The sequence below is a fragment of the Pseudomonas sp. FW306-02-D09B genome, from assembly GCF_058782685.1.
The window spans coordinates 148,432-172,229 of sequence record NZ_JBYSXY010000011.1 but is presented as its reverse complement, the minus strand read 5'-3'; the positions used below and the strand labels follow the sequence as shown (position 1 = coordinate 172,229).

Genomic DNA, 23,798 nt, shown 5'->3' with positions numbered 1-23,798 from the left:
TCCTTAATCAATCAGTTGGGCATCTTTGAGCGCGCCAAGAGCGGTAAGCCAGCGCGGATCCTGCCGGTAATCGGTGCTGGCGAACGACAGGCTGCGCATCCGCGCGATGCGTGCAGACGGCTTGACCTTCAGGCGTTGAGCTGCGCTCAGCGCCAGTTCGGCGGCCGCACGGTCATTGCACACCAGGCCCATGTCGCAACCTGCAGACAGCGCCGCTTCGATCCGGCTGGCAGCGTCGCCGACCACATGAGCACCGGCCATCGACAGATCGTCACTGAAGATCACCCCGTTAAACTGTAATTCTCCGCGCAGGATGTCCTGCAGCCAGCGGCGCGAGAAGCCGGCGGGCTGCGAGTCGACCTGTGGGTAGATCACGTGAGCAGGCATCACCGCCGCCAGCTGCTTGCTCAAGCGTGCGAACGGCACGAGGTCCTTGGCGCGGATTTCCTCCAGACTGCGCTCGTCATTCGGAATCGCGACGTGCGAATCGGCCTCCGCCCAGCCATGGCCAGGGAAGTGCTTGCCGGTCGCCGCCATGCCGGCGCTGTTCATGCCGCGAATGAACGCCCCCGCCAGCAAGGCCACACGTTCCGGATCACCTTCGAACGAACGGGTGCCGACCACGGCACTGCGCTGGTAGTCGAGGTCCAGCACCGGGGCAAAGCTCAAGTCGAGGCCGACAGCCAGCACTTCGGTCGCCATGATCCAACCACATTGCTCGGCCAGGTATTCGGCGTTCGGGTTGTCAGCAATCGCCCGCATGGCAGGCAGACGCACGAAACCCTGACGCAGGCGCTGCACCCGACCGCCCTCCTGGTCCACCGCCAACAGCAGGTCAGGACGCACCGCACGAATCGACGCACTCAACTCTCGGACCTGGCGTGGATGCTCGATATTGCGCGCAAAAATGATCAGTCCACCCACTTCGGGCTGACGCAACAGTTGGCGATCTTCGGCCGTCAGCCAGGTACCGGCGACGTCCACCATCAACGAGCCTTGCAGGCCAGCAGTCATAAAAATTCCTTGATAACGAAAAGCGCGCGCGGCGCATCTTTGAAGAGCCCGGCCCGATGCAGACACACGACTTCGCCGCCAAGGGTAATACCCGGCGGAACGTGGTCGGTAAAAGAGAAATCGAGCGGGTCTGAAACGAGAGTCGGCATGGGCGGCTAGCTTAGCGGATGTAAGCTGCCGCGCCCACCCGTGAACTGTTAAACCTTGGCGGCGACGGGTGCCGATTTGCTGCGAGGACGCAACTGGGCCGATGCCATGGCCTCGTCGGTGACGCCGGTTTCTGCGCGCATGCCAGCAGCCAGGAACGGCACCATCAGACGCATCACCTGCTCGATCGAGGTGTTCACCCCGAAATCGGTCTCGGCGATAGCGCGCAAGGCCTTGATCCCCGACATGCTGAACGCCGCTGCGCCGAGCATGAAGTGCACGCGCCAGAACAGTTCGATAGGCGGAATACGCGGCGCGGCTTCATTGACCAGCAGCATGTAACGACGGAATACCTTGCCGTACATGTCTTCCAGGTAACGCCGCAAATGCCCCTGGCTCTGACTGAATGCCAGCCCCAACAGGCGCATGAAGATAGACAAATCGTTGCCGCTGCGTGGCTGCACCACAAGGGCTTGTTCGACGAGAATTTCCAGCAGTTCTTCAAGGCTCGGCTTGCTGTCCGGCTTGGCCTGACGGCGCTCCAGCTCACGATCGAGGCTGATGCAGAAAGGCCCGAGAAAACGCGAGAAGACTGCCTGAATCAAGGCCTTCTTTGAGCCGAAATGATAATTCACTGCCGCCAGATTGACCCCAGCCTTGCTGGTGATCAGCCGCAATGAAGTTTCGGCAAAACCTTTTTCCGCGAACAACTGCTCGGCAGCATCGAGAATGCGTTCAACGGTTTCCGACTGGGCCATGGCTACTCCGCCTGACAAACACTTGTTTGAAACATACGTTTCAGCCTGAGCATTGTCAAGCCTGCCTGTTCGTTTTGCGAACGGTCGGTCAGCTATTTAACCATACAAGTCGGGAGCTGTAGCCAGTCCTACAAGCAGCAAGCTGACGATCTGTAAACCGACCGTCCAGCGGTCAGATAAAAAAGGAGGATTGCCAAGACCACTCCACTGTATATAATCCCAGTCACTGTATAAAAAGACAGAGCGATCGACATGATAAAACTGACGCCACGCCAAGCTGAGATTCTGGCTTTTATCAAACGCTGCCTCGAAGACAACGGCTATCCGCCGACCCGTGCAGAAATCGCCCTGGAGCTTGGCTTCAAGTCGCCCAATGCTGCGGAAGAACACCTCAAGGCACTGGCGCGCAAGGGTGCAATCGAAATGACGCCCGGCGCCTCACGCGGCATTCGCATCCCGGGCTTCGAAGCCAAGGCCGACGAGTCCACCTTGCCGATCATTGGCCGAGTTGCTGCCGGCGCCCCGATTCTCGCTCAACAACACATCGAAGAATCCTGCAACATCAATCCTTCCTTCTTCCATCCACGCGCCGACTATTTGTTGCGCGTTCACGGCATGAGCATGAAGGACGTGGGGATTTTCGACGGCGACCTGCTCGCCGTGCACACCACGCGCGAGGCCCGTAACGGCCAGATCGTGGTTGCGCGGATCGGCGACGAGGTGACCGTCAAGCGTTTCAAGCGCGACGGCAGCAAAGTCTGGCTGATTGCCGAAAACCCCGAGTTTGCCCCGATCGAAGTGAACCTGAAAGATCAGGACCTGGTGATCGAAGGCTTGAGTGTCGGCGTCATTCGCCGCTAAAGGAGGCGTTATGCAGTTCCCTCACACACCACAGCACACACAACTTCCGCTGTTCGAAGCGTTCATGGCGCAGCCGTTGGCGCCGACTCTCAAAGACGTGGTCGAGTCACCCTGGAGCGCCGAACCCGAAGTGTTCAGTGAGCTGTCATTGCGTGGTGCGGCTGGGAGCTGCCTGAACCTTCTGGCCCCCATCCTCAGAGAGTTGAGCCAGGACAAGGACGCTCGCTGGCTGACACTGATCGCGCCACCCGCCAGCCTGACTCAAGCCTGGCTGCGAGATGCCGGCCTGAACCGCGAACGCATTCTGTTGCTACAACCTCGGGGAACACAAAGCGCCCAGCAACTGGCGTGCGAAGCCTTGCGCCTGGGCCGCAGTCACACCGTTGTAAGCTGGCTGAACCCGTTGAGTTCCAGCGCGCGCCAACAGCTGATCAGCGCCGCCCGTACCGGGGATGCTCAAAGTCTGAATATTCGGCTGGGCTAAGTGACACTCACTGTGCACTTGAAAGGCGCAGGGCTTCTCCAGGACAGAGAAGCCAATCTGTAACATCAACGTGAAATGATGCCCTGCGAAAAGCCGACGAACGGAATCAATGAAGAATCCGCGGCCCTTCTTCTTTGTCGAATTCGCCTTCAACCAAGCGTCCAGCCATCTGCACACCCACGCTCAACATCGCCTTGGCGACTTCAACGTGCTGGCCCTGCAGGAACGCTTTGGCGTCTTCAGAGAAGTTCAAAGTCACCAGAGAACCCTCGTCCTCAGCTCTGCGCAGCTCAATACGGCCGTCTGGCAGTTCGACAATTTCTAGAAAGGACGTTGGCATAAAAGTCTGTTCTCCACGAAAGGCGGGGATTATATAGCCATCAGCGCGGCTTCGCTCGGGATCTTGACCGGCTGCACGTCACCGAAACCCATGCTGAAGATCATCCCTGATCCATGGCCATCACTGAACACTCAGCATTCCGTGCGCAGATTCAGCACTCATTCAACCCTTCGCGAAACCGAATCGCCAAGTCCTTGAGGTTCTGACGCCAGCTTTCCAGCTCTTCTCGACTCAACTCTTGAGGCGCCTCTTCTTCATCGAGGTTAACCGCCATGATCAGCGGTTGGGTCACGTCACCCTTGGGCTTGTGCGGCACGCGTGGCGGTTGAAACAGCGCGGCATGGGCAGCCAAAAGCTTTGCCAGCCAGGTTTCAGGGTTATTCGCCAACTCGACCATCTCCGCCATTTCCGGAATAGCGATGGTCTCGAGCACTTCACGAGTCAGCAACAATTCTGCTCGCGGTGCATTGGCCTGAGGCAAACGGTAAAAACCGGCAATCTCATGACACAAGCCCAGCAGTGCGCCGTACAAGTGAAACAACGCTGACTCACGCCCGGCCTGGATCAGCGCCAGGGAATTCATTGCCCGCCCCTCTTCCGCCCGGGCCAGCGCCTCAAGCGACAGACCGGCAAAGTAAATTTTCTGATTGGTACGGGTATAGAGCTCAAAGGCCATGACGGCAGTCTCCACAACGAAATAAGACGCGTAATGCAGGTCTGACAGTGTCATGGATCAGACAAGCCGACCGCAAGCACAAAACAAAAGGCCGCATGAAAACCCGAGGGTTCGCATGCGGCCTTTGGCGTCGCATTGCCCGATTATTTGGCTACGCGCTTGTCTTCAACCACCCACTTGCCACCGTCGTAGAATGCCTTCCAACCGGTAGGCTTGCCTTCGACTTCGGTCTGCACGTACTGCTCCTTGGTCTTGCGGCTGTAACGGATCACTGCCGGGAGACCATCCGGGTCCTTCTTCGGCGCCGCGCAGAGGAAGTGGTACTTCGGATCGATCTCATCCTTGTGCGGCACGATCTCGATCACCAGCGGAGCACGGGTCTCGCGGTTTTTCGGGAACTGGCTCGCCGCCAGGAACAGGCCGGAAGCACCGTCACGCAGAATGTAGGTGTCGTTGACCTTCTCGCACTTGAGCTCGGGCATCTTCACCGGATCCATCTTCGGCGGTGCCGCGTCACCGCTCTTCAGCAGTTTGCGGGTGTTCTTGCAGGTCGCGTTGGTGCAACCGAAGAACTTGCCGAAACGACCAGTCTTCAACTGCATTTCGCTGCCGCACTTATCGCACTCCAGGCTCGGACCTTCGTAGCCCTTGATGCGATAGCTGCCTTCTTCGATCTCGTAACCTGCGCAATCCGGGTTGTTACCGCAGATGTGCAGCTTGCGCTTCTCATCCAGCAGGTAAGCATCCATCGCGGTACTGCAGATCGGGCAGCGATGCTTGCCACGCAGCACCAAAGACTCCGACTCACCCTCGTCGTCCGCAGCGATTTCATCGCCCGGTACCAGGTTGACAGTGGCTTTGCAGCGCTCTTTTGGTGGCAGGCTATAGCCCGAGCAACCAAGGAACACACCGGTCGATGCGGTACGAATCTGCATCGGACGACCGCAGGTGAGGCACGGAATGTCGGTCATGACCGGCTGATTGGCACGCATGCCGTTTTCCGCGCTCTCGGCTACTTCGAGTTTCTTCTTGAAGTCGCCGTAGAACTCGTCCAGCACGTTTTTCCAGTCGCGCTCGCCCTGGGCGACGTCATCGAGGTTCTCTTCCATGCCCGCGGTGAAGCCGTAGTCCATCAGGTTCGAGAAGCTTTCGGACAGACGCTCGGTGACGATGTCACCCATCTTTTCCGAGTAGAAACGACGGTTGTGCAGCGCGACGTAACCGCGGTCCTGGATAGTCGAAATGATCGCCGCGTAGGTCGAAGGACGACCGATACCGCGTTTTTCCATTTCTTTAACCAGGCTCGCTTCCGAGTAACGTGCCGGCGGCTTGGTGAAGTGCTGGCTTGGATCAAGCTTGATCAGCTTCAGCACATCGCCTTGAGCCATGTCCGGCAGCACATCGTCGTCGCCAGGCTTGGCCATTTGCGGCATGACGCGGGTGTAACCGTCGAACTTCAGGATGCGGCCCTTGGCACGCAGCTCGAAGCCGCTAGCTGCGACGCTGACGGTGGTCGACAGGTATTTCGCCGGCAGCATCTGGCACGCGACGAATTGGCGCCAGATCAGCTCGTAGAGACGCTCAGCGTCACGCTCCATGCCCGACAGCTTGCTTGGATCGGTATTCACGTCAGAAGGACGAATCGCTTCGTGAGCTTCTTGCGCGCCTTCCTTGCTGCTGTAGACGTTCGGTGTTTCCGGCAGGTACTTGCTACCGAACTCACCTTCAATATAAGTACGCGCCATCGCCACGGCATCAACCGAGAGGTTGGTCGAGTCGGTACGCATGTAAGTGATGTAGCCAGCTTCGTACAGACGCTGGGCCATCATCATGGTTTTCTTCACGCCGAAGCCCAGGCGGTTACTGGCAGCCTGTTGCAGTGTGGACGTAATGAACGGTGCCGACGGCTTGCTGCTGGTCGGCTTGTCTTCGCGCTTGGCGATGGTGTAGCTGGAAGCCTTGAGCTTCTCCAGCGCAGCCATGGCCTGGGCTTCGTTGAGCGGCTTGAAGGCTTCGCCGTTTTCACGGGCCACTTCAAAACGCACATTGGCGCCCTTGGCAGTGCCGAGGTCAGCGTGAACTTCCCAATACTCTTCCGGGTTGAACGCGCGAATCTCGCGCTCACGCTCCACCACCAGCTTCACGGCTACCGATTGCACACGGCCGGCAGACAGACCGCGAGCGATCTTGGCCCACAGCAGCGGCGAAACCATGTAACCCACCACGCGGTCGAGGAAGCGACGCGCCTGCTGGGCATTGACCCGATCGATGTCCAGCTCGCCCGGCTGGGAGAAGGCTTCCTGAATCGCCTTCTTGGTGATTTCGTTGAACACCACGCGCTTGTAGCGGCTGTCATCACCACCTATGGCTTCGCGCAGGTGCCAGGCAATGGCTTCCCCCTCGCGATCCAAGTCGGTTGCGAGATAGATGGTGTCAGCATCTTTGGCGAGCCGGCGCAGCTCTTCGATGACCTTTTCCTTGCCCGGGAGGATCTCGTACTTGGCTTTCCAGCCATGATCGGGATCGACACCCATGCGCGAGACCAGCTGCTTGCGCGCCTTTTCTTTAGGCGACAGCGCCGGCACTTCACCAGCAGCAGCCTTGCCGCGCTTGGCAGCAGGCTCTTTGCTGGCGCTAGCCGAACCGCTGGTGGGCAGGTCTCGGATATGGCCGATACTCGACTTCACCACGTATTGGTTACCCAGATACTTGTTGATGGTCTTGGCCTTAGCCGGGGATTCCACAATGACCAGCGATTTGCCCATGGATCAGAAAATTCCTGAATTCTAGAAGTGAAAGGCGGTTGGCGCCTGACGCGGCACCGCTATATATAGTGGCAACAAGGTGAGGTCAAGCGCAGGGTTCTGCGCGCTCTCAGCTTATGGCCTTGAAAAAAGGCTTGGTTCGGCCTGCACCAAAGCAAAGCGTGGGACCTGTTCGCCGTCAACTTCGACCGACTCCAGGAACATGCTCAAGGGACGCACCCAAAAGCCGTAATCGCCATACAGGGCTTGGTAGAAGACCACTTCTTCTTCGGTCTCGGAATGCCGCGCAACACTGAATACGCGGTACTGCGGACCTTTGTAATGCTGGTAGAGCCCTGGTTGTATCGGCATGGTCTGGCCCTCACTCAAATCACTTGAAATAAAAAACAAAAAAAATCTTCAGAAAAACAAAAACCGGGGCACTTGGCCCCGGCTTCCGTCGACGAATCGCTTAAACGCGTTCGAAAACGGTGGCAATGCCCTGGCCGAGGCCAATGCACATGGTCGATACACCGAAGGTGCCGCCATTCTGCTTCATTACATTGAGCAGCGTGCCGGAGATACGTGCACCGGAGCAACCAAATGGGTGGCCCAGGGCGATCGCGCCGCCGTGCAGGTTAACCTTCTCGTTCATCTTGTCGAGCACTTTCAAATCTTTCAGCACTGGCAGGGCCTGTGCAGCGAAAGCTTCGTTGAGTTCGAAGAAGTCGATATCGGCAATACCCAGACCTGCACGCTTCAGTGCTTTCTGTGTCGCCGGTACTGGACCATAGCCCATGATCGCCGGATCCACACCTGCCACTGCCATCGAGCGGATCACCGCCATCGGCTGGATGCCCAGGTCCTGTGCACGCTGCGCCGACATCACGATCATGCACGAAGCACCATCGGTGATCTGCGACGAAGTACCGGCTGTCACGGTGCCACCCTTTGGATTGAACGCCGGCTTCAACGCCGCCAGGCTTTCCAGGGTAGTTTCCGGACGGATGGTTTCGTCGTAGTCGAACAGTTTCAGGAAACCGTTCTCGTCGTAACCCTGCATCGGGATGATTTCGTCTTTGAACTTGCCTTCCACCGTCGCTTTATGAGCGAGTTGGTGGGAGCGCACGCCGAAGGCATCTTGCTGCTCACGGGTAATGCCGTGCATTTTGCCGAGCATTTCAGCGGTCAGGCCCATCATGCCCGAGGCTTTCGCCGCGTACAGCGACATGTGCGGGTTCGGATCGACACCGTGCATCATGCTCACGTGACCCATATGCTCGACGCCGCCAACCACGAACACGTCACCATTACCGGTCATGATCGCTTGCGCTGCGGTGTGCAATGCACTCATCGACGAGCCACACAGGCGGCTGACGGTCTGGCCGGCAGCCGTGTGCGGGATCTGAGTCATCAAGGACGCCATGCGGGCGATGTTCCAGCCCTGCTCCAAGGTCTGGTTCACGCAGCCCCAGATCACGTCTTCGACTTCGCTCGGGTCGACCTTGACGTTGCGTTCCAGCAACTTGCTGATCAGGTGTGCCGACATGTCTTCGGCGCGGGTGTTGCGGTGCATGCCGCCCTTGGAGCGGCCCATCGGAGTACGACCGAAGTCGACAATCACGACGTCTCTAGGATTCAAGCTCATATAATTTCACTCTCGCTCTAGTGTGGGCGCTTAACCGAAGAAGCTCTGGCCGTTTTTGGCCATCTCGCGCAGCTTCTCGGTCGGGTGGTACAGCGCGCCCAAATCAGCGTACTGGTCAGCCAGGGCAACGAACTCTGCAACACCGATTGCGTCGATGTAGCGCAGTGCACCGCCACGGAATGGAGGGAAACCAATACCGTAGACCAGACCCATGTCGGCTTCGGCAGCGGTTTCGACGATGCCGTCTTCCAGGCAACGCACGGTTTCCAGGCACAGCGGGATCATCATCCAGTTGATGATGTCTTCGTCGGTCACTTCACGCTGTTCGAAGACGATTGGCTTGAGCACTTCGAGTACCGACGGATCGGCTACTTTCTTCTGCTTGCCGCGCTTGTCGGTCTCGTAGGCGTAGAAGCCCTTGCCGTTCTTCTGGCCCAGGCGCTTGGCTTCATAGAGCACGTCAACGGCCGAACGACGGTCGTCTTTCATGCGGTCCGGGAAGCCTTCAGCCATCACGTCACGACCGTGGTGACCGGTGTCGATACCGACCACGTCCATCAGGTACGCCGGGCCCATTGGCCAGCCGAATTTTTCCATGATCTTGTCGATCCGGACGAAATCCACACCGGCGCTGACCAACTTGGCGAAACCGCCGAAGTACGGGAACAGTACGCGGTTGACCAGGAAGCCCGGGCAGTCGTTGACGACGATCGGGTTCTTGCCCATTTTCTTGGCGTAGGCAACGGTGGTGGCAACGGCCAGCTCGCTGGACTTCTCGCCACGAATGACTTCAACCAGCGGCATCATGTGCACCGGGTTGAAGAAGTGCATGCCGACGAAGTTTTCCGGACGCTTGAGGGCCTTGGCCAACAGGCTGATGGAAATGGTCGAGGTGTTCGACGCGAGGATGGTGTCCTCTTTGACCTTGTCTTCGACTTCGGCCAATACCGCTTGCTTGACCTTAGGGTTCTCGACAACGGCTTCGACGACCAGGTCGACGTGACCGAAATCACCGTAGGACAGGGTTGGACGAATGCCGTTGAGCACTTCGGCCATTTTGGCAGCGGTCATGCGGCCTTTATCAACGCGGCCAACCAGCAGTTTCGCGGCTTCAGCCAGCCCCTGCTCGATACCGTGCTCGTTGATGTCCTTCATCAGGATCGGTGTGCCTTTTGACGCCGACTGGTAAGCGATACCGCCGCCCATGATACCGGCGCCGAGTACGGCAGCCTGTTTCACGTCTTTGGCGATTTCGTCGTAGGCCTTGGCTTTTTTCTTCAGCTCCTGATCGTTCAGGAACAGACCGATCAAGCTCTGCGCAGCAGAGGTCTTGGCCAGTTTGACGAAGCCGGCGGCTTCAACTTCCAGAGCCTTGTCGCGACCGAAGTTCGCGGCTTTCTGGATCGTCTTGATCGCTTCAACCGGTGCCGGGTAGTTCGGACCAGCCTGACCGGCCACGAAACCTTTGGCGGTTTCGAAAGCCATCATTTGCTCGATGGCGTTCAGCTTGAGCTTTTCCAGCTTCGGCTGACGCTTGGCCTTGTAATCGAACTCGCCGGAAATGGCGCGCTTGATCAGTTCCAGGGCCGCTTCCTGCAGCTTCTCTGGAGCGACCACCGCATCGACTGCGCCGACTTTCAGCGCATCTTCCGGACGGTTTTCCTTACCAGCGGCAATCCACTCGATGGCGTTGTCGGCACCGATGATGCGCGGCAGGCGAACGGTACCGCCGAAGCCTGGGTAGATGCCCAGTTTGACTTCCGGCAGACCGATCTTGGCCGTGGTGGACATGACGCGGTAGTCCGCCGCCAGGCACATTTCCAGACCGCCACCCAAAGCGATGCCGTTGATCGCGGCCACGGTTGGTACATTGAGGTCTTCGAAATCGCTGAAAATCTTGTTGGCTTCGAGGTTGCCAGCAACCAGCTCTGCATCCGGCAGCTTGAAGTTATCGACGAATTCGGTGATGTCGGCACCGACGATGAATACGTCCTTGCCACTGCTGACGATCACACCCTTGACCGACGCATCTGCCTTGATGGCGTCTACGGCCGAACGTAGTTCGTTCAGGGTTAGACGGTTGAACTTGTTGACGGACTCACCCTTGAGGTCGAATTTCAATTCGACGATGCCACTTTCAAGAGCCTTAACCGTGATGGCTTTACCTTCGTAAATCATCAACTGATCTCCACGATATGGAAGCTGAACAGTACACGTCGGACGCTGACGTTCTGGCTCGGCATGGACGTTACCGTCGATGCTAACGCCATCCCACCAGGCACACCCGCCAACGCGATAGTCGGGATTCTGTAGGAGCCGTCTGTAATACAAACGCTCAATTCATACGCCCGTTTGATTTGGGTACGCCACCTTCACGGAATTTCCGACAATTGTCAATCGCCCAAAAGACGGGTTATCACTCGACTTTGCGGTCATATCCGTACCACGAAGACCTGCAACACGCGGATGCATGTTCAACTATTCATAGAATCAATATTTAGAAACGTCGCCCTAATTAGCTGCGCAACTCGAAATACAAGCTACGCTGGCCGGGGACGATAAACGAAAAAACAGAGGCGCTTATGGCGAACGCCAAGCGCAAGATCAACGCCACGCCTTGGGCAGCGTGACGATTCAGCGAATTACCGGCCTGCCTGGCCACTCCAGCCCGATGACGATGTCGGGCTTTTTATTGCCTGTGTGTAGGCGCTGCGTTTCAGGCTAATGCCTTCAGCACGGCATCGATCTCATTCAATACACTGGCCTCGCCCCGCTCCCCCCAATACAAGGTGATCATTTGCTTGTCGGCCTCAACCTTGTAGACGTTGGCCGGCAACTTCCGGAAATGGATCAGCAACGACTCATCCTGACAAACCTCTCGCCATTGATTGACCCACACGCCTGGCGCACTTTGCCAATAAATCCAGCACGCCGGCTGATTGCCCCGTCGCGGCCGATGGTATTGCGCACACGGGCTGGGCGGCGCTGGCTCCAGCCAATGCGGCCACTCCTGCGGCGCCAGCTGCATGGCCAGGCCAATACGCCGCGCCTCCATGCGCAAGGCCATCTGCCCCCCCTGTTTACGCGAAGGCCGCAGCCATGCCAGCGGGCTCAGCACCACTGCGAGGATTGACACCACTATCCAGACCGTCATATCTGTACTCCCGATTCTTGATGGGCGGATTGACCCCAGTCAGAACCAATCCGCTTGAAACCAGCCATACTTACCGTTATCGCAATCCTCAGGAGGAGCACCTCATGCCCTACCACCATATTCTGGTCGCCGTAGATCTAACCGAAGAGTGCGATCCTGTGATTCACCGTGCTCGCGAGTTATCGGTCAGCAACGGTGCCAAATTGTCCCTGGTTCATATTGTCGAACCGATGGCCATGGCCTTTGGTGGTGACGTGCCGATGGACCTGTCGCAGTTGCAGCAACAGCAATTCGACCAGGCCAAGGAGCGCCTCGAGCGCCTGATCAACAAATATCCTGAACTTTCCAAAGAATACAGCCACTTGACCTATGGCCAGCCACGCCAGGAAATCCATCATATGGCCAAGGAACAGGAATGCGACCTGATCGTCGTCGGCAGTCATGGCCGCCACGGCCTCGCACTGCTGCTGGGTTCCACCGCCAATGACGTGCTGCACGGTGCACCTTGCGATGTGCTGGCGGTGCGCCTGATCAAAAGCTGAATACGTCCAAATGGAGATCCAGTGTAGGAGCCGGGCTTGCCCGCGATGGGACCATTACAGGCAATGCAAAGACCGAGGTGACGCCATCGCAGGCAAGCCAGCTCCCACATAAAATCGCATTCCATATGAAAAGCCCGGCGCTCATTACTGAACGCCGGGCTTTTTCATAACAGGATCAATCAGGCATCCAGCTCGGCCCAGCGCTCGACCAATACGTCGAGTTCCGCTTGCAGTTGCTCAAGCTGCGCGATGACCTTGGCGGTTTCGGCAGCAGGACGCTGATAGAAACCCGCATCGGCCATTTCGGCTTGCACCTTGGCGATCTGCTGTTCCTTGGCATCGATATCGCCCGGCAACGCTTCCAGCTCGCGTTGCAGCTTGTAGCTGAGCTTTTTCTTGGCCACTGGCGCTTCTTGAGCCACCACGGGTGCAGGCGCTGCGGTGACGACCGCAGAGTTCAGGTCGGCCTTGCCGGATTTGCTCTCGGTCACGCCCAGCAGGCGCGGCGAGCCACCCTGACGCAGCCAGTCCTGATAACCACCGACGTATTCACGAACCTTGCCTTCACCTTCGAAGACCAGGGTACTGGTGACCACGTTATCGAGGAATGCCCGGTCGTGACTGACCATCAGCACGGTGCCGTTGAAGGTCAGCAAGACCTCTTCGAGCAGCTCGAGGGTTTCCACGTCGAGGTCGTTGGTCGGTTCGTCGAGTACCAGCAGGTTAGCCGGTTTGCTGAACAACTTGGCCAGCAACAGACGCGCACGCTCACCACCCGACAACGCCTTGACCGGCGTGCGGGCACGCTGCGGGCTGAACAGGAAGTCGCCGAGGTAACTCAGTACGTGACGGCTCTGACCGTCGATATCGATAAAGTCGCGACCTTCGGCGACGTTGTCGATCACGGTCTTTTCCAGATCCAGCTGATGGCGCAACTGGTCGAAATAGGCCACGTCGATGCGAGTGCCCTCTTCGACTGTACCGCTGGTTGGCTGCAAACCACTGAGCATCAGCTTCAGCAAGGTGGTTTTGCCGGTACCGTTGGCGCCCAGCAGACCGATACGGTCGCCGCGCTGCAGGACCATAGAGAAATCCTTGATCAGGAACGGGCCATCCGGGTGGGCAAAGCTGACGTTCTCGAGGACCATCACCTGCTTGCCGGACTTGTCAGCGGTATCCAGCTGAATATTGGCCTTGCCGGTCCGCTCACGACGCTCGCTACGCTCGACGCGCAGCGCCTTGAGGGCGCGAACTCGACCTTCGTTACGGGTGCGACGAGCCTTGATGCCCTGGCGGATCCAGACTTCTTCCTGGGCCAGTTTCTTGTCGAACAACGCGTTGGCGGTTTCTTCAGCGGCCAGCGTGGCTTCCTTGTGCACGAGGAAGCTGGCGTAGTCGCCGTTCCAGTCGATCAGGCCGCCGCGATCCAGCTCCAGGATGCGAGTTGCCAGGTTTTGCAGGAAAGAACGGTCGTGCGTAATGAACAGCACGGCGCCCTGGAAATCCTTCAACGCCTCTTCGAGCCAGGCAATCGCACCGATGTCCAGGTGGTTGGTCGGTTCGTCGAGCAGCAGCAGATCCGGTTCGGAAACCAGGGCCTGTGCCAGCAGGACGCGACGACGCCAGCCGCCGGACAATTCGGCGAGGGTTTTGTCAGCCGGCAATTGCAGGCGGCTCAGGGTGCTGTCGACCAATTGCTGCAAACGCCAGCCATCGCGAGCTTCGAGGTCGTGCTGGACGTGCATCAGTTTGTCCAGATCAGCGTCGGTGACGATGTTCTGGCTCAGGTGGTGATACTGCGCGAGCAGTTCGCCCACACCGTCCAGGCCTTCGGCAACCACGTCGAACACTGTCCGCTCGTCGGCCACCGGCAGTTCTTGCGGTAATTCGCCGATCTTGAGGCCTGGTGCGCGCCAGACGGAGCCGTCATCAGGCTTCTGATCGCCCTTGACCAGCTTCATCATGCTGGATTTGCCAGTGCCGTTGCGGCCGATGATGCACACCCGCTCACCACGGGCGATCTGCCAGGACACCTTGTCCAACAACGGCATAGCGCCGAAAGCAAGGGACACATCGCTGAATTTGAGCAGGGTCATGAGCTTCTCCAAAAACCGGGCGCGCATTCTACCTGACTTGCGACGTCAGAAGGCCGGCATTTTCAATGTCGAAGCACTCTGCACAACATTTGTTGCGATCTTGTACCGACGAGCCGGCAAAGCTTTCGCCGGTTGCTGGCAAAAGGCTAAGCTATAAATAATCAGTGCTCGCATTTGCAGGCACTTGTCGTGTTTTTTCTGCCCGGATGTCTCATGCGCAGTCGCCTTTTCAGTTTTTTATCCTGTTTGCTTCTTTCTGCCGCTGCCGTTCAATCCGCCCAGGCGGTGGACTTGTCTACCCAACGCCAGTATTACGACGAAGCCAAGCGCGCCTTGGCCAAAGGCGATACAGGTCCGTATTTTCGCTACAGCCAGGAGCTGAGCGATTACCCGCTGGAGCCGTATCTGGCCTATGACGAGTTGACGGCGCGCCTGAAAACCGCGAGCAACGATGAAATCGAAAGGTTCCTCGCCGAGCACGGCGACCTGCCGCAAGCCAACTGGATGAAATTGCGCTGGTTGCGCTGGCTGGCTGAGCGGGGCGACTGGGCGACCTTCGTCAAATACTACGACCCCAAGCTCAATTTCACTGAACTGGACTGCCTCAATGCGCAATACCAGATCGGTCACAACCTCAAATCCGAAGGTTACGCCAACGCTGACAAACTCTGGCTAACCGGCAAATCCCAGCCTGAAACCTGCGACTCGTTGTTTGCGCAATGGGCCGCCGAGGGCCAACTGACCGAACAGAAACGCTGGGAACGCCTCAAACTCGCGGCTCACGCACGCAACTATGCGCTGGCCAACAGTTTGATCAACAACATGACCACCCTGGCATCGCGTGGGCGTTTATTGGTTGATGTCGCGCAAAGACCCGAAATGCTCGACCAGCCTTCGCGCTTCACCCCGGCCGATGAAGCCATGTCTGACATTGTCAGTCTTGGCCTGCGCCGCTTCGCGCGCCAGGATCCGGACCGGGCGATGGCCCTGCTCGACAGCTATGCCGTCAGCATGCATTTCTCTCGCGACGAAAAGGTCGCCATCGCCCGTGAAATCGGCCTGACCCTGGCCCGTCGTTTCGACAGCCGCGCCCTTGATGTCATGACCAAGTACGACCCGGAGCTGCGTGACAACACCGTATCCGAATGGCGCTTGCGCTTGCTGTTGCGCCTGGCGCGCTGGGACGAAGCCTATCAGTTGACCAGCCGCCTGCCACAGGATCTGGCCCTGACCAATCGCTGGCGCTACTGGAAGGCCCGCAGCCTGGAGCTGGCCCAACCACAAAACCCGGAAGCGCAAACCCTGTACAAGAGTCTGGCCCGTGAGCGCGACTTCTATGGGTTCCTTGCCGCTGACCGTTCGCAATCGCCTTACTCGCTGATCAACAAGCCACTGATGTTGAGCCCGGCGCTGATCAATAAGGTTCGCAATACACCGGGTATACGTCGGGCGCTGGAATTCCTTGCCCGGGGGCAGATCGTCGACGGGCGCCGCGAGTGGTATCACGTCAGCCGTCACTTTAGCCGTGACGAAATGGTTGCCCAGGCAAAACTGGCGTACGACCTGAAATGGTATTTCCCGGCGATCCGCACCATCAGCCAGGCGCAGTACTGGGACGATCTGGACATTCGGTTCCCGATGGCCCACCGCGATACCCTGGTACGTGAAGCCAAGGTCCGCGGCCTGCATTCGAGCTGGGTGTTCGCCATCACCCGCCAGGAAAGTGCTTTCATGGACGATGCCCGCTCCGGCGTCGGCGCCAGCGGCCTGATGCAGTTGATGCCCGGCACCGCCAAGGAAACCGCGCGCAAGTTCAGCATTCCGCTGGCCTCGCCGCAGCAAGTGCTGGACCCGGACAAAAACATCCAGCTCGGCGCTGCCTACCTGAGTCAGGTCCACAGCCAGTTCAACGGCAACCGGGTCCTCGCCACCGCCGCCTACAACGCCGGCCCAGGTCGTGTTCGCCAGTGGCTGAGCGGTGCCAACCACCTGAGCTTCGATGTCTGGGTGGAAAGCATCCCGTTCGATGAAACCCGCCAGTACGTACAGAACGTGCTGTCTTATTCGGTGATCTACGGCCAGAAGCTCAATTCACCTCAACCGCTGGTGGATTGGCATGAGCGGTACTTCGACGATCAGTAGGAGCTGGCGCAGCCTGCGATCTTTTGATCCGGACTTCGGAAAGCTTTAGCATGAGGCGCTGACAAAAATGCCCGCATTGAAAGATGCGGGCATTTTTTGTGAAGGCCTACTTGGTCGGTTACTTAGTCGGTTACTTGGTCGGTTACTTGGTCGCTCCGTCGAAAAGATCGCCTTCTTCGGCGGCGCCTACAAACTGCAACGCCGCCAGCCGCGCATACAGCGCATTGCTGGCGAGCAGTTCCTGGTGTGTACCCACTGCTATCAGTTTTCCCTGGTCCATCACCGCGATCCGGTCGGCGTTCTTTACCGTGGCCAGGCGATGGGCGATGACCAGCGTGGTGCGGTTTTTCATCAGGCTGGGCAGTGCTTGCTGGATCAGGTGTTCACTTTGCGCATCGAGGGCGCTGGTGGCTTCGTCCAGCAGCAGGATCGGTGCATCCACCAATAACGCCCGGGCGATGGCCAGGCGCTGACGCTGACCGCCGGAAAGTCCGAGACCGCCATCGCCCAGGTGCGTCTGGTAGCCATCCGGCATTTTTTCGATGAAGTCGTGGGCGTAGGCAATCTTCGCCGCTTCCTGGACCTGAGCCAGGGTCGCCGAGGGTTTGCCATAGCGGATGTTCTCTTCGATGCTGCCGAAGAACAGCGCCGGGTTTTGCGACACCAGCGCGAAACAACGGCGCAAATCCATAGGATCAAGTTGGGTCAGCGGCACGCCATCAAGCAGGATGCGGCCCGCGATCGGATCGTAAAAGCGCAGCAGCAGGTCATAAACCGTCGACTTGCCGGCCCCCGAAGGTCCGACCAGCGCGAGGGTTTCGCCGGCCTTGATGGCCAGACTCAAACCATCGATAGCGTAGCTTTCGGGCCGTGACGGGTAGGAAAAACGTAGATCTTCGAGCAGCAAATCGCCACGCACTCGATCAGGCAATGTCACTTGCCCCGAGACCGGTGGCTGGATGATGTTTTCCGAGCGCAGCAACTCGGCAATTCGTTCAGCCGCTCCGGCCGCCCGCTGCAGCTCGCCAATCACTTCGCTCAAGGTGCCAAAGGCACTGCCGACGATCAGGCTGTAGAACACGAAGGCCGCCAGCTCACCCGCGGAAATGCGCCCGGCGATCACGTCCATACCGCCGACCCAGAGCATCACCGCGACCGCCCCCAGCACCAGCATGATCACCAGGGTAATCAGCCAGGCGCGCTGGACGATACGTTTGCGTGCGGTATCGAAAGCCTCTTCCACGGTGACGGCGAAGCGCTGCTCGTCCTGCACCTGATGGTTATAGGCCTGCACGGTCTTGATCTGGCCGAGCGATTCCGACACATAGCTGCCGATGTCGGCAATGCGATCCTGGCTCAAGCGCGACAGGCGGCGAACCCGGCGACCGAAGATCAGAATCGGTGCGATCACCAATGGCAGCGTCACCACCACAATGCTGGTGAGTTTCGGGTTGGTGATAAACAGCAGCACGACTCCGCCGATGACCATCAGCAAATTGCGCAGGAACAGCGACAGCGACGAGCCGATCACCGATTGCAGCAGCGTGGTATCGGCCGTCAGACGCGACTGGATCTCCGAGCTGCGGTTGTTCTCGTAGAACCCCGGGTGCAGGTAAATCAAATGATTGAACACCTGTTGACGGATATCGGCCACGCAACGCTCACCGATCCACGACACCAGGTAAAAACGCATGAAAGTGCCGATCGCAAGGCCCAACACCAGCAACATGAACACGCCGATGGACTGGTTGAGCAACTGCGGTGACTGGGTCATGAAGCCCTGGTCCACCAGCAGGCGAATGCCCTGCCCCATGGACAAGGTAATGCCGGCAGTGACGATCAGCGCCAGCAAGGCACCGAGCGCCTGCCAACGGTAAGGTGCAACAAAACGACTGACCAGGCGAATCGCGCGGCGGTGACGGGCAGACAGCATCAGGATCATCCGAAAGCGCTAACTGAAAGAATCAACCTGGCCAAGCCTACACCGGTCGATCCGCCGCAACGCTGTAAATCACAATGAGTCAGGTTAAATATGACCGCTGACAATAGAGCCTAGACGTTATCGGTCTAAAGTCCGGCTAGAAGTCCCGGGTTATTTCTGATGGACTGGTATTGCCGCCTTGTCCCCTGTAGGGAGTTGTCACAGCTTGGTCATTTGGTGGCTCTACAGTAAATGCACAACCTGATGAGGAGACAGGCCATGTCCTTGCAAAACAGCAGCGATGACAAGATTCAAGTGATCCGCACCCGGCCAGACCAGTCTCTGGGATGCTCCATCATTGACGCTCAAGGGCGCGAAGTACCGATCACTGAAGATATGATCCAGAGTGCGTGCCGCGAACTGGAACAACGGTTGGTCAAGCCTGCCAAGCAAGATTGATGCATAGCCTCACGTCTTCCGACCCGGCCCCTTGGCCGGGTTTTTTATGGACGTTTATCGAAGAATTGCGGCGCGGCCATTCGCGAGCAAGCCCGCTCCCACACGGAATATGTGTCGAACGCAAATTTCCAGCTCGACTTGATCCAGTGTGGGAGCGGGCTTGCTCGCGAATGGGTCGACTCGATCCCTAGACGACCACAGCCCCCAACGCCGCCACCATTTGCCGCAACGCCGGCGACTCGCCCTCAATGCGTACCTTCAGCCCGTCAATCTCACGCCGTTCAGGGTAATGCTTGCGCAGCAAGTCAAACGCCGTGCGCTGTTCGGCACCGCTGACCACCAGGCTACGGCGGAAATCCGCGTCATCACGACGCGGGTCGTACACGCCACGGCAGACCATCGCCAAGGCCCAGGCCGGATCACAACTGGCGTTCAAGTGGACTTGCGCCAGCCACGGTGCAGGCAACAATTCATCAAGGGAGACCTGGGCCGGCTGCCCGAGGAACTGGCAAAACGCCTGATAGATCTGCGCGGTCCCGCGCTGCTTGCCGTCGAGGCTGTAACCGGCGATATGCGGGGTGGCGATCACACACAACTCGGCCAAGCCGATATCGACGCTCGGCTCGCCTTCCCACACGTCCAGCACCGCTTGCAGGTCTTCGCGCGCGAGCAACACTTCACGCAGCGCAGTGTTGTCCACCACCGGACCTCGGCTGGCATTGATCAGCCAGGCGCCAGGCTTGAGCTGGTTCAAGCGGTTTTGGTCAAACAGGTGCCAGGTCGAATGCTCGGCGTTGTTGCTCAACGGAGTGTGCAAACTGATAACGTCGCATTGCCCGATGATCTGCTCCAGGCTAACGAATTCGCCGCCTTCGGCCGCCTGACGCGGCGGGTCGCAGACCAGCACTTTCCAGCCCAGACCTTGCAGGACCTTGACCAGCCGACCACCGACTTCACCGGCACCAACCACCCCGTAAGTGCGCTCGGCCAGCTCGACACCTTCGATTTCGGCCAGGGTCAGCAGGCTGCCCAACACGTAGTCGACCACGCCTCGGGCATTGCAACCCGGCGCGCTGGACCAGGTGATGCCGGCCTGCTGGAAGTAATCCAGATCCAGGTGATCCGTACCAATAGTGCAGGTGCCGACAAACCGCACGTTGCTGCCTTCGAGCAAGTCGCGGTCGACGTTGGTCACCGAGCGCACCAGTAGCACATCGGCCTGTTCGACAGTGGCACGGTCGATGGAGCGTCCCGGTACGCGGCGTATTTCACCGAAACCTTCAAAGAACGCATCGAGCAGCGGGATATTTTCGTCGGCAACAATCAGCATGGCAGGCTCCTTTGGCGGATCGGCAGTGTAGGCGTAGATGAAGGTGATGAGCCAGCAGGCAATGCACTACTTGTGGCGAGGGAGCTTGCTCCCGTTGGGCTGCGAAGCAGGCCTGAAAGACGCCAGGGTAATATCAGACACACCGCGCGCAATGGATTAGCAACTGCTTCGCCCGAGCGCGGACCGGCCGAACGGGGGCAAGCCCCCTCTCCACAGGGATGTCGAAACGTCCGGCAACCGATTACAAATCCCTAACACAGGATTTTTCCTGACTACGGCGTCAACGCGTAGAATGCGCCGCCCCGCGCATCAATCCTCTCTGGACGCTTCGCCTGTGAATTCCGTAACTGACAGCCTCGCCGCTACTTCCCTCAACCGCCCGGCCCGGGTTCGCCTGGAGCTTAAAAGCCTGCTTGGCCTGGCGCTGCCGATCATGATCGCGCAACTGGCAACCACCGCCATGGGTTTCGTCGATGCAGTGATGGCGGGCAGAGTCAGCCCACGGGACTTGGCTGCGGTCGCACTGGGTAACTCGATCTGGATTCCGATCTACCTGCTGATGACCGGCGTTCTGCTGGCCACCACTCCCAAGATCGCCCAACGCTTCGGCGCAAAGCAGCACGACGAAATTGCGCCTCTGGCACGCCAGGCCTTGTGGCTGGCACTCTGTGTCGGACTGACAGGCAGTGGCCTGCTGCTTAGCGCCGAGCCGATCCTGCACTGGATGAAAGTCGACCCGCAGTTGATTGAGCCGAGCATGGGCTACTTGCACGGTATCGCCTTCGGCTTTCCCGGCATTGCCTTCTACTACGTACTGCGCTGCTACAGCGATGCCATGGGTCGCACCCGTCCAAGCATGGTCATTGGCGTGGGTGGTTTATTGCTGAACATTCCAGTGAACTACGCGCTGATCTATGGCCATTTCGGCCTGCCGGCCCTCGGCGGCGTCGGTTGCGGCTGGGCCAGCGGCATCGTCATGTGGTTCATGGCACTGAGCATGGCCGGTTGGACCCGCTGGGCGCCCTTCTATGCCCCCACGCGTGTATTGGTGCGTTTCGATCGTCCGCAGTGGGCGGTGATCAAACGCTTGGTCGGCATCGGCCTGCCGATCGGTATCGCGGTATTTGCCGAGTCCAGCATCTTTGCGGTCATCGCCCTGCTGATCGGCAGCCTCGGATCAACCGTCGTGGCCGGGCACCAGATTGCCCTGAACATCAGCTCGCTGCTGTTCATGATTCCTTATTCCCTGGGGATGGCGGTCACCGTACGGGTGGGTCAGGCACTGGGAGCCGGGAACCCGTATCAGGCGAGCTTCGCGGCGAAAGTCGGCCTGGGCGCGGCGCTGGTGTTTGCCGCATTCTCGGCGAGCCTGATTCTGCTTCTGCGCGAACCCATCGCCTCGATTTACACCGCCGACAAGACTGTCATCCAGATCGCCTCGATGCTGATCGTCTATGCCGCGCTGTACCAGTTTTCCGATGCTATCCAAGTGATCTGCGCCGGCGCCCTGCGCGGTTACCAGGATACCCGGGCGACCATGATCCTGACGTTGTTCGCCTATTGGGGGATCGGCCTGCCGGTGGGATACGTGTTGGGGTTGACCGACTGGTTCGGCCCGGCCAGCGGCCCGAGTGGGCTGTGGGAAGGTCTGATTGCAGGCCTGAGTTGTGCGGCGCTGATGCTCTCGATTCGCCTGACGCGCAGTGCGCGCAAGCGAATCCGCATCAGTCGGGCAGCGAGTTAAACGACGGTAAAAAGAAGGCCTGCAAACGCAGGCCTTTTTTCGGGTCCGTTAATCGGACTTCTTGCGAATCCAGTACAGATAGGTCCCGGCATCTTCCTGTTGCTCGACCAGCTCATGGCCAAGAAACACGCAGAACTTCGGGATATCGCGACGGGTCGACGGGTCGGTGGCGATCACCTTCAGCAGGCCGCCAGCTGGCAGGTCGCGCACGTGCTGGTGCAGCATCATCACCGGCTCCGGGCAATTGAGGCCGGTGGCGTCGAGGGTGCCGTCTACCGGCGTATCAATCATTTCACTCATGATTCACTCCTGAAACTGGCCGGCATTGTCGCGCAATGTCGGCTCACTTAACAGATCGTACAACGCGTAACTGTGGCGAGGGAGCTTGCTCCCGCTCGGCGGCGAAGCCGTCGTAAAACCTGTGCACTCGGTGTTCGTGCCTGTTGCTACTGGGACGCTGGTTTCAGGGCTGCTTCGCAGCCCAGCGGGAGCAAGCTCCCTCGCCACACAAACCCCCGCGGATAGAAATCAGCGGGTTTTCGGTTTCTTTACGTCATGCCGGCGCAAATGGCAGGTCACTTCTTCGCGGTCGTGGTACAGCTGTTTGCAGCCGATATCGACCCGAATGCCACGCGCCTTGAAGCCTTCTGCAATGCGCTCAAGCAAGCGCTTCACTTCGGCATAACGTTGCTTCATCGGCAGCTTCAGGTTGACCACCGCCTCGCGGCAATGCCCCTCGCCGATCCACTCTTCCAGCATCGCCGCGTTGCGCGCAGGCTTCTCGACGATGTCGCAGACCATCCAGTCCACCGGTTGCTTGGGCTTGAAGGTAAAACCGTCCGCCATCAAGTGCTGAACCAGCCCGGTGTCCATCAGGCTTTCAGCCATCGGACCGTTATCGATCGCCGTCACCAGCATGCCGCGATTGACCAGTTGCCAGGTCCAGCCGCCCGGCGCGGCGCCAAGGTCGACGCCGGTCATGTCGCTGTGCAGCCGCTCGTCCCACTGATCACGCGGGATGAAGTGGTGCCACGCCTCTTCCAGCTTCAGGGTCGAACGGCTGGGCGCTTCACGCGGAAACTTCAAACGCGGAATGCCCATCGGCCACATCGCCGAGTTGTTGGCTTCGGCCAGGCCGACGAATACTTCACGGCCGCTTTTGAAAGTCAGCAGCAAACGCGGCTTGTTGGGGTCTTCCACCAGTTTGCCGGCTCCAGTCAGCGCCTTGCGCAGCGGGCCTTCGAATTTCTTGCAGAAGTTCGACAGCTCTTTGCCGTCGTTGGTATCGACCACTTCCAGCCACAGGCTGCCGCACATCGGGAAGCTCGCCAAATGGGCAAGGATCACGCTGATGCGGTCGGTTTCCGGCAGATTGATGAAGATCCCGCGGGCCCATTGGCGCGGAAAAATCAGCTCGGCGAAACGCTGGCCGCGCATCAGGCGCTCGGCGCCATCTTCTTCGGTACAGACAAACTCGGCGCAGGCGCTGGCGGCTTTGGCCTTGGCATAACCGGCCACGTTCAGCCGCGCGGCGTGTTCGGAAATCTCGGAACAGACTTCGCCTTCGAAGCCCGGCCGGCAATGCATAAAGAGGGTGTTCATTCTTACTCCTGGGCAGATGGCGAGACATTCAACCACTGCGCGATGCCCAGACTTGCGTTGAAGCAAAGCCTGTCACGAAAACCGGCGCATGATAGCCGAGTTCGCAACGCCGGACTTGTCCATAGCGTCCGGTTAT

The 23,798-nt window shown here is 58.9% G+C and carries 21 protein-coding genes; 6 read left to right on the top strand and 15 right to left on the bottom strand.

Features of this window, described 5'->3' with window-relative positions:
• Positions 1–3: 3 nt before the first annotated feature.
• From nagZ to AC3WK5_RS19155, 3 genes are read right to left on the bottom strand one after another with little or no spacing between them, the layout of a single operon-like run.
• Positions 4–1,014 carry a beta-N-acetylhexosaminidase gene (gene nagZ / locus AC3WK5_RS19165; RefSeq protein WP_103315333.1) on the bottom strand — a complete coding sequence of 337 codons (1,011 nt, stop codon included), beginning with the start codon at positions 1,012–1,014 and terminating at the stop codon, positions 4–6.
• Positions 1,011–1,163: a hypothetical protein gene (locus tag AC3WK5_RS19160; protein ID WP_158248910.1), complete on the bottom strand. Its 153-nt coding sequence runs from the start codon at positions 1,161–1,163 to the stop codon at positions 1,011–1,013. Before AC3WK5_RS19160 ends, nagZ begins: the two co-directional genes overlap by 4 nt.
• 48 nt (positions 1,164–1,211) lie before the next feature.
• The gene (locus AC3WK5_RS19155; protein WP_054593186.1) at positions 1,212–1,919 is read right to left on the bottom strand and encodes a TetR/AcrR family transcriptional regulator; all 708 of its coding nucleotides are present in this window, start codon (positions 1,917–1,919) and stop codon (positions 1,212–1,214) included.
• Positions 1,920–2,171: 252 nt separating this feature from the next.
• On the opposite strand from AC3WK5_RS19155, the gene lexA reads away from it, so the two are divergent.
• Positions 2,172–2,780, top strand: a complete 609-nt coding sequence (gene lexA / locus AC3WK5_RS19150) for a transcriptional repressor LexA (RefSeq protein ID WP_054593187.1) — start codon at positions 2,172–2,174, stop codon at positions 2,778–2,780.
• Between the two features lie 10 nt (positions 2,781–2,790).
• The gene (gene sulA, locus AC3WK5_RS19145; protein ID WP_103315334.1) at positions 2,791–3,264 is read left to right on the top strand and encodes an SOS-induced cell division inhibitor SulA; all 474 of its coding nucleotides are present in this window, start codon (positions 2,791–2,793) and stop codon (positions 3,262–3,264) included.
• A gap of 106 nt (positions 3,265–3,370) precedes the next feature.
• On the opposite strand, the gene AC3WK5_RS19140 is transcribed toward sulA, so the two are convergent.
• The 7 genes from AC3WK5_RS19140 to AC3WK5_RS19110 form a co-directional block, all read right to left on the bottom strand.
• On the bottom strand, positions 3,371–3,604 hold the full coding sequence (locus tag AC3WK5_RS19140) for a hypothetical protein (RefSeq protein ID WP_019692745.1): 234 nt from the start codon (positions 3,602–3,604) through the stop codon (positions 3,371–3,373).
• Positions 3,605–3,755: 151 nt separating this feature from the next.
• Positions 3,756–4,280, bottom strand: coding sequence for a DUF6586 family protein (locus AC3WK5_RS19135; RefSeq protein WP_054593191.1), 525 nt, complete (start codon positions 4,278–4,280; stop codon positions 3,756–3,758).
• 143 nt (positions 4,281–4,423) lie between these two features.
• On the bottom strand, positions 4,424–7,045 hold the full coding sequence (gene topA / locus AC3WK5_RS19130) for a type I DNA topoisomerase (protein WP_054593192.1): 2,622 nt from the start codon (positions 7,043–7,045) through the stop codon (positions 4,424–4,426).
• 114 nt (positions 7,046–7,159) lie between these two features.
• Entirely contained in the window at positions 7,160–7,396 is a 237-nt protein-coding gene (locus AC3WK5_RS19125; protein ID WP_019692748.1) for a DUF1653 domain-containing protein, read from the bottom strand.
• A 100-nt stretch (positions 7,397–7,496) separates the two neighbouring features.
• Positions 7,497–8,672 carry an acetyl-CoA C-acyltransferase FadA gene (gene fadA, locus AC3WK5_RS19120; protein ID WP_019692749.1) on the bottom strand — a complete coding sequence of 392 codons (1,176 nt, stop codon included), beginning with the start codon at positions 8,670–8,672 and terminating at the stop codon, positions 7,497–7,499.
• Between the two features lie 30 nt (positions 8,673–8,702).
• On the bottom strand, positions 8,703–10,850 hold the full coding sequence (fadB, locus tag AC3WK5_RS19115) for a fatty acid oxidation complex subunit alpha FadB (RefSeq protein ID WP_103315335.1): 2,148 nt from the start codon (positions 10,848–10,850) through the stop codon (positions 8,703–8,705).
• A 538-nt stretch (positions 10,851–11,388) separates the two neighbouring features.
• Positions 11,389–11,826, bottom strand: coding sequence for a hypothetical protein (locus tag AC3WK5_RS19110; RefSeq protein WP_103315336.1), 438 nt, complete (start codon positions 11,824–11,826; stop codon positions 11,389–11,391).
• A gap of 104 nt (positions 11,827–11,930) precedes the next feature.
• On the opposite strand from AC3WK5_RS19110, the gene AC3WK5_RS19105 reads away from it, so the two are divergent.
• Positions 11,931–12,368 carry a universal stress protein gene (locus AC3WK5_RS19105; RefSeq protein ID WP_019689573.1) on the top strand — a complete coding sequence of 146 codons (438 nt, stop codon included), beginning with the start codon at positions 11,931–11,933 and terminating at the stop codon, positions 12,366–12,368.
• A gap of 179 nt (positions 12,369–12,547) precedes the next feature.
• On the opposite strand, the gene AC3WK5_RS19100 is transcribed toward AC3WK5_RS19105, so the two are convergent.
• Positions 12,548–14,464 (bottom strand): ATP-binding cassette domain-containing protein, encoded by a 1,917-nt coding sequence (locus AC3WK5_RS19100; RefSeq protein WP_054593195.1) that lies wholly within the window; start codon positions 14,462–14,464, stop codon positions 12,548–12,550.
• Between the two features lie 213 nt (positions 14,465–14,677).
• Here AC3WK5_RS19100 and AC3WK5_RS19095 point away from each other — a divergent pair, with 213 nt between their 5' ends.
• Entirely contained in the window at positions 14,678–16,606 is a 1,929-nt protein-coding gene (locus AC3WK5_RS19095) for a transglycosylase SLT domain-containing protein (RefSeq protein WP_054593196.1), read from the top strand.
• Between the two features lie 142 nt (positions 16,607–16,748).
• Here AC3WK5_RS19095 and AC3WK5_RS19090 read toward each other — a convergent pair whose 3' ends face one another.
• The gene (locus tag AC3WK5_RS19090; RefSeq protein WP_177474749.1) at positions 16,749–18,548 is read right to left on the bottom strand and encodes an ABC transporter transmembrane domain-containing protein; all 1,800 of its coding nucleotides are present in this window, start codon (positions 18,546–18,548) and stop codon (positions 16,749–16,751) included.
• A 258-nt stretch (positions 18,549–18,806) separates the two neighbouring features.
• Between AC3WK5_RS19090 and AC3WK5_RS19085 the strand changes: the two genes are divergently transcribed.
• On the top strand, positions 18,807–18,986 hold the full coding sequence (locus AC3WK5_RS19085; protein ID WP_019689567.1) for a PA1571 family protein: 180 nt from the start codon (positions 18,807–18,809) through the stop codon (positions 18,984–18,986).
• Positions 18,987–19,173: 187 nt separating this feature from the next.
• Here AC3WK5_RS19085 and pdxB read toward each other — a convergent pair whose 3' ends face one another.
• Entirely contained in the window at positions 19,174–20,316 is a 1,143-nt protein-coding gene (gene pdxB, locus AC3WK5_RS19080) for a 4-phosphoerythronate dehydrogenase PdxB (protein WP_103315337.1), read from the bottom strand.
• A gap of 334 nt (positions 20,317–20,650) precedes the next feature.
• On the opposite strand from pdxB, the gene AC3WK5_RS19075 reads away from it, so the two are divergent.
• A complete protein-coding gene (locus AC3WK5_RS19075) occupies positions 20,651–22,060 on the top strand; it encodes an MATE family efflux transporter (RefSeq protein WP_103315338.1) in 1,410 nt (469 codons plus the stop codon).
• A 48-nt stretch (positions 22,061–22,108) separates the two neighbouring features.
• Here the strand turns inward: AC3WK5_RS19075 and tusA are convergent, their stop codons facing one another.
• Positions 22,109–22,360: a sulfurtransferase TusA gene (gene tusA / locus AC3WK5_RS19070; RefSeq protein ID WP_054593199.1), complete on the bottom strand. Its 252-nt coding sequence runs from the start codon at positions 22,358–22,360 to the stop codon at positions 22,109–22,111.
• Positions 22,361–22,588: 228 nt separating this feature from the next.
• Positions 22,589–23,662, bottom strand: a complete 1,074-nt coding sequence (gene rlmM, locus AC3WK5_RS19065; RefSeq protein WP_103315339.1) for a 23S rRNA (cytidine(2498)-2'-O)-methyltransferase RlmM — start codon at positions 23,660–23,662, stop codon at positions 22,589–22,591.
• Positions 23,663–23,798: the final 136 nt, after the last annotated feature.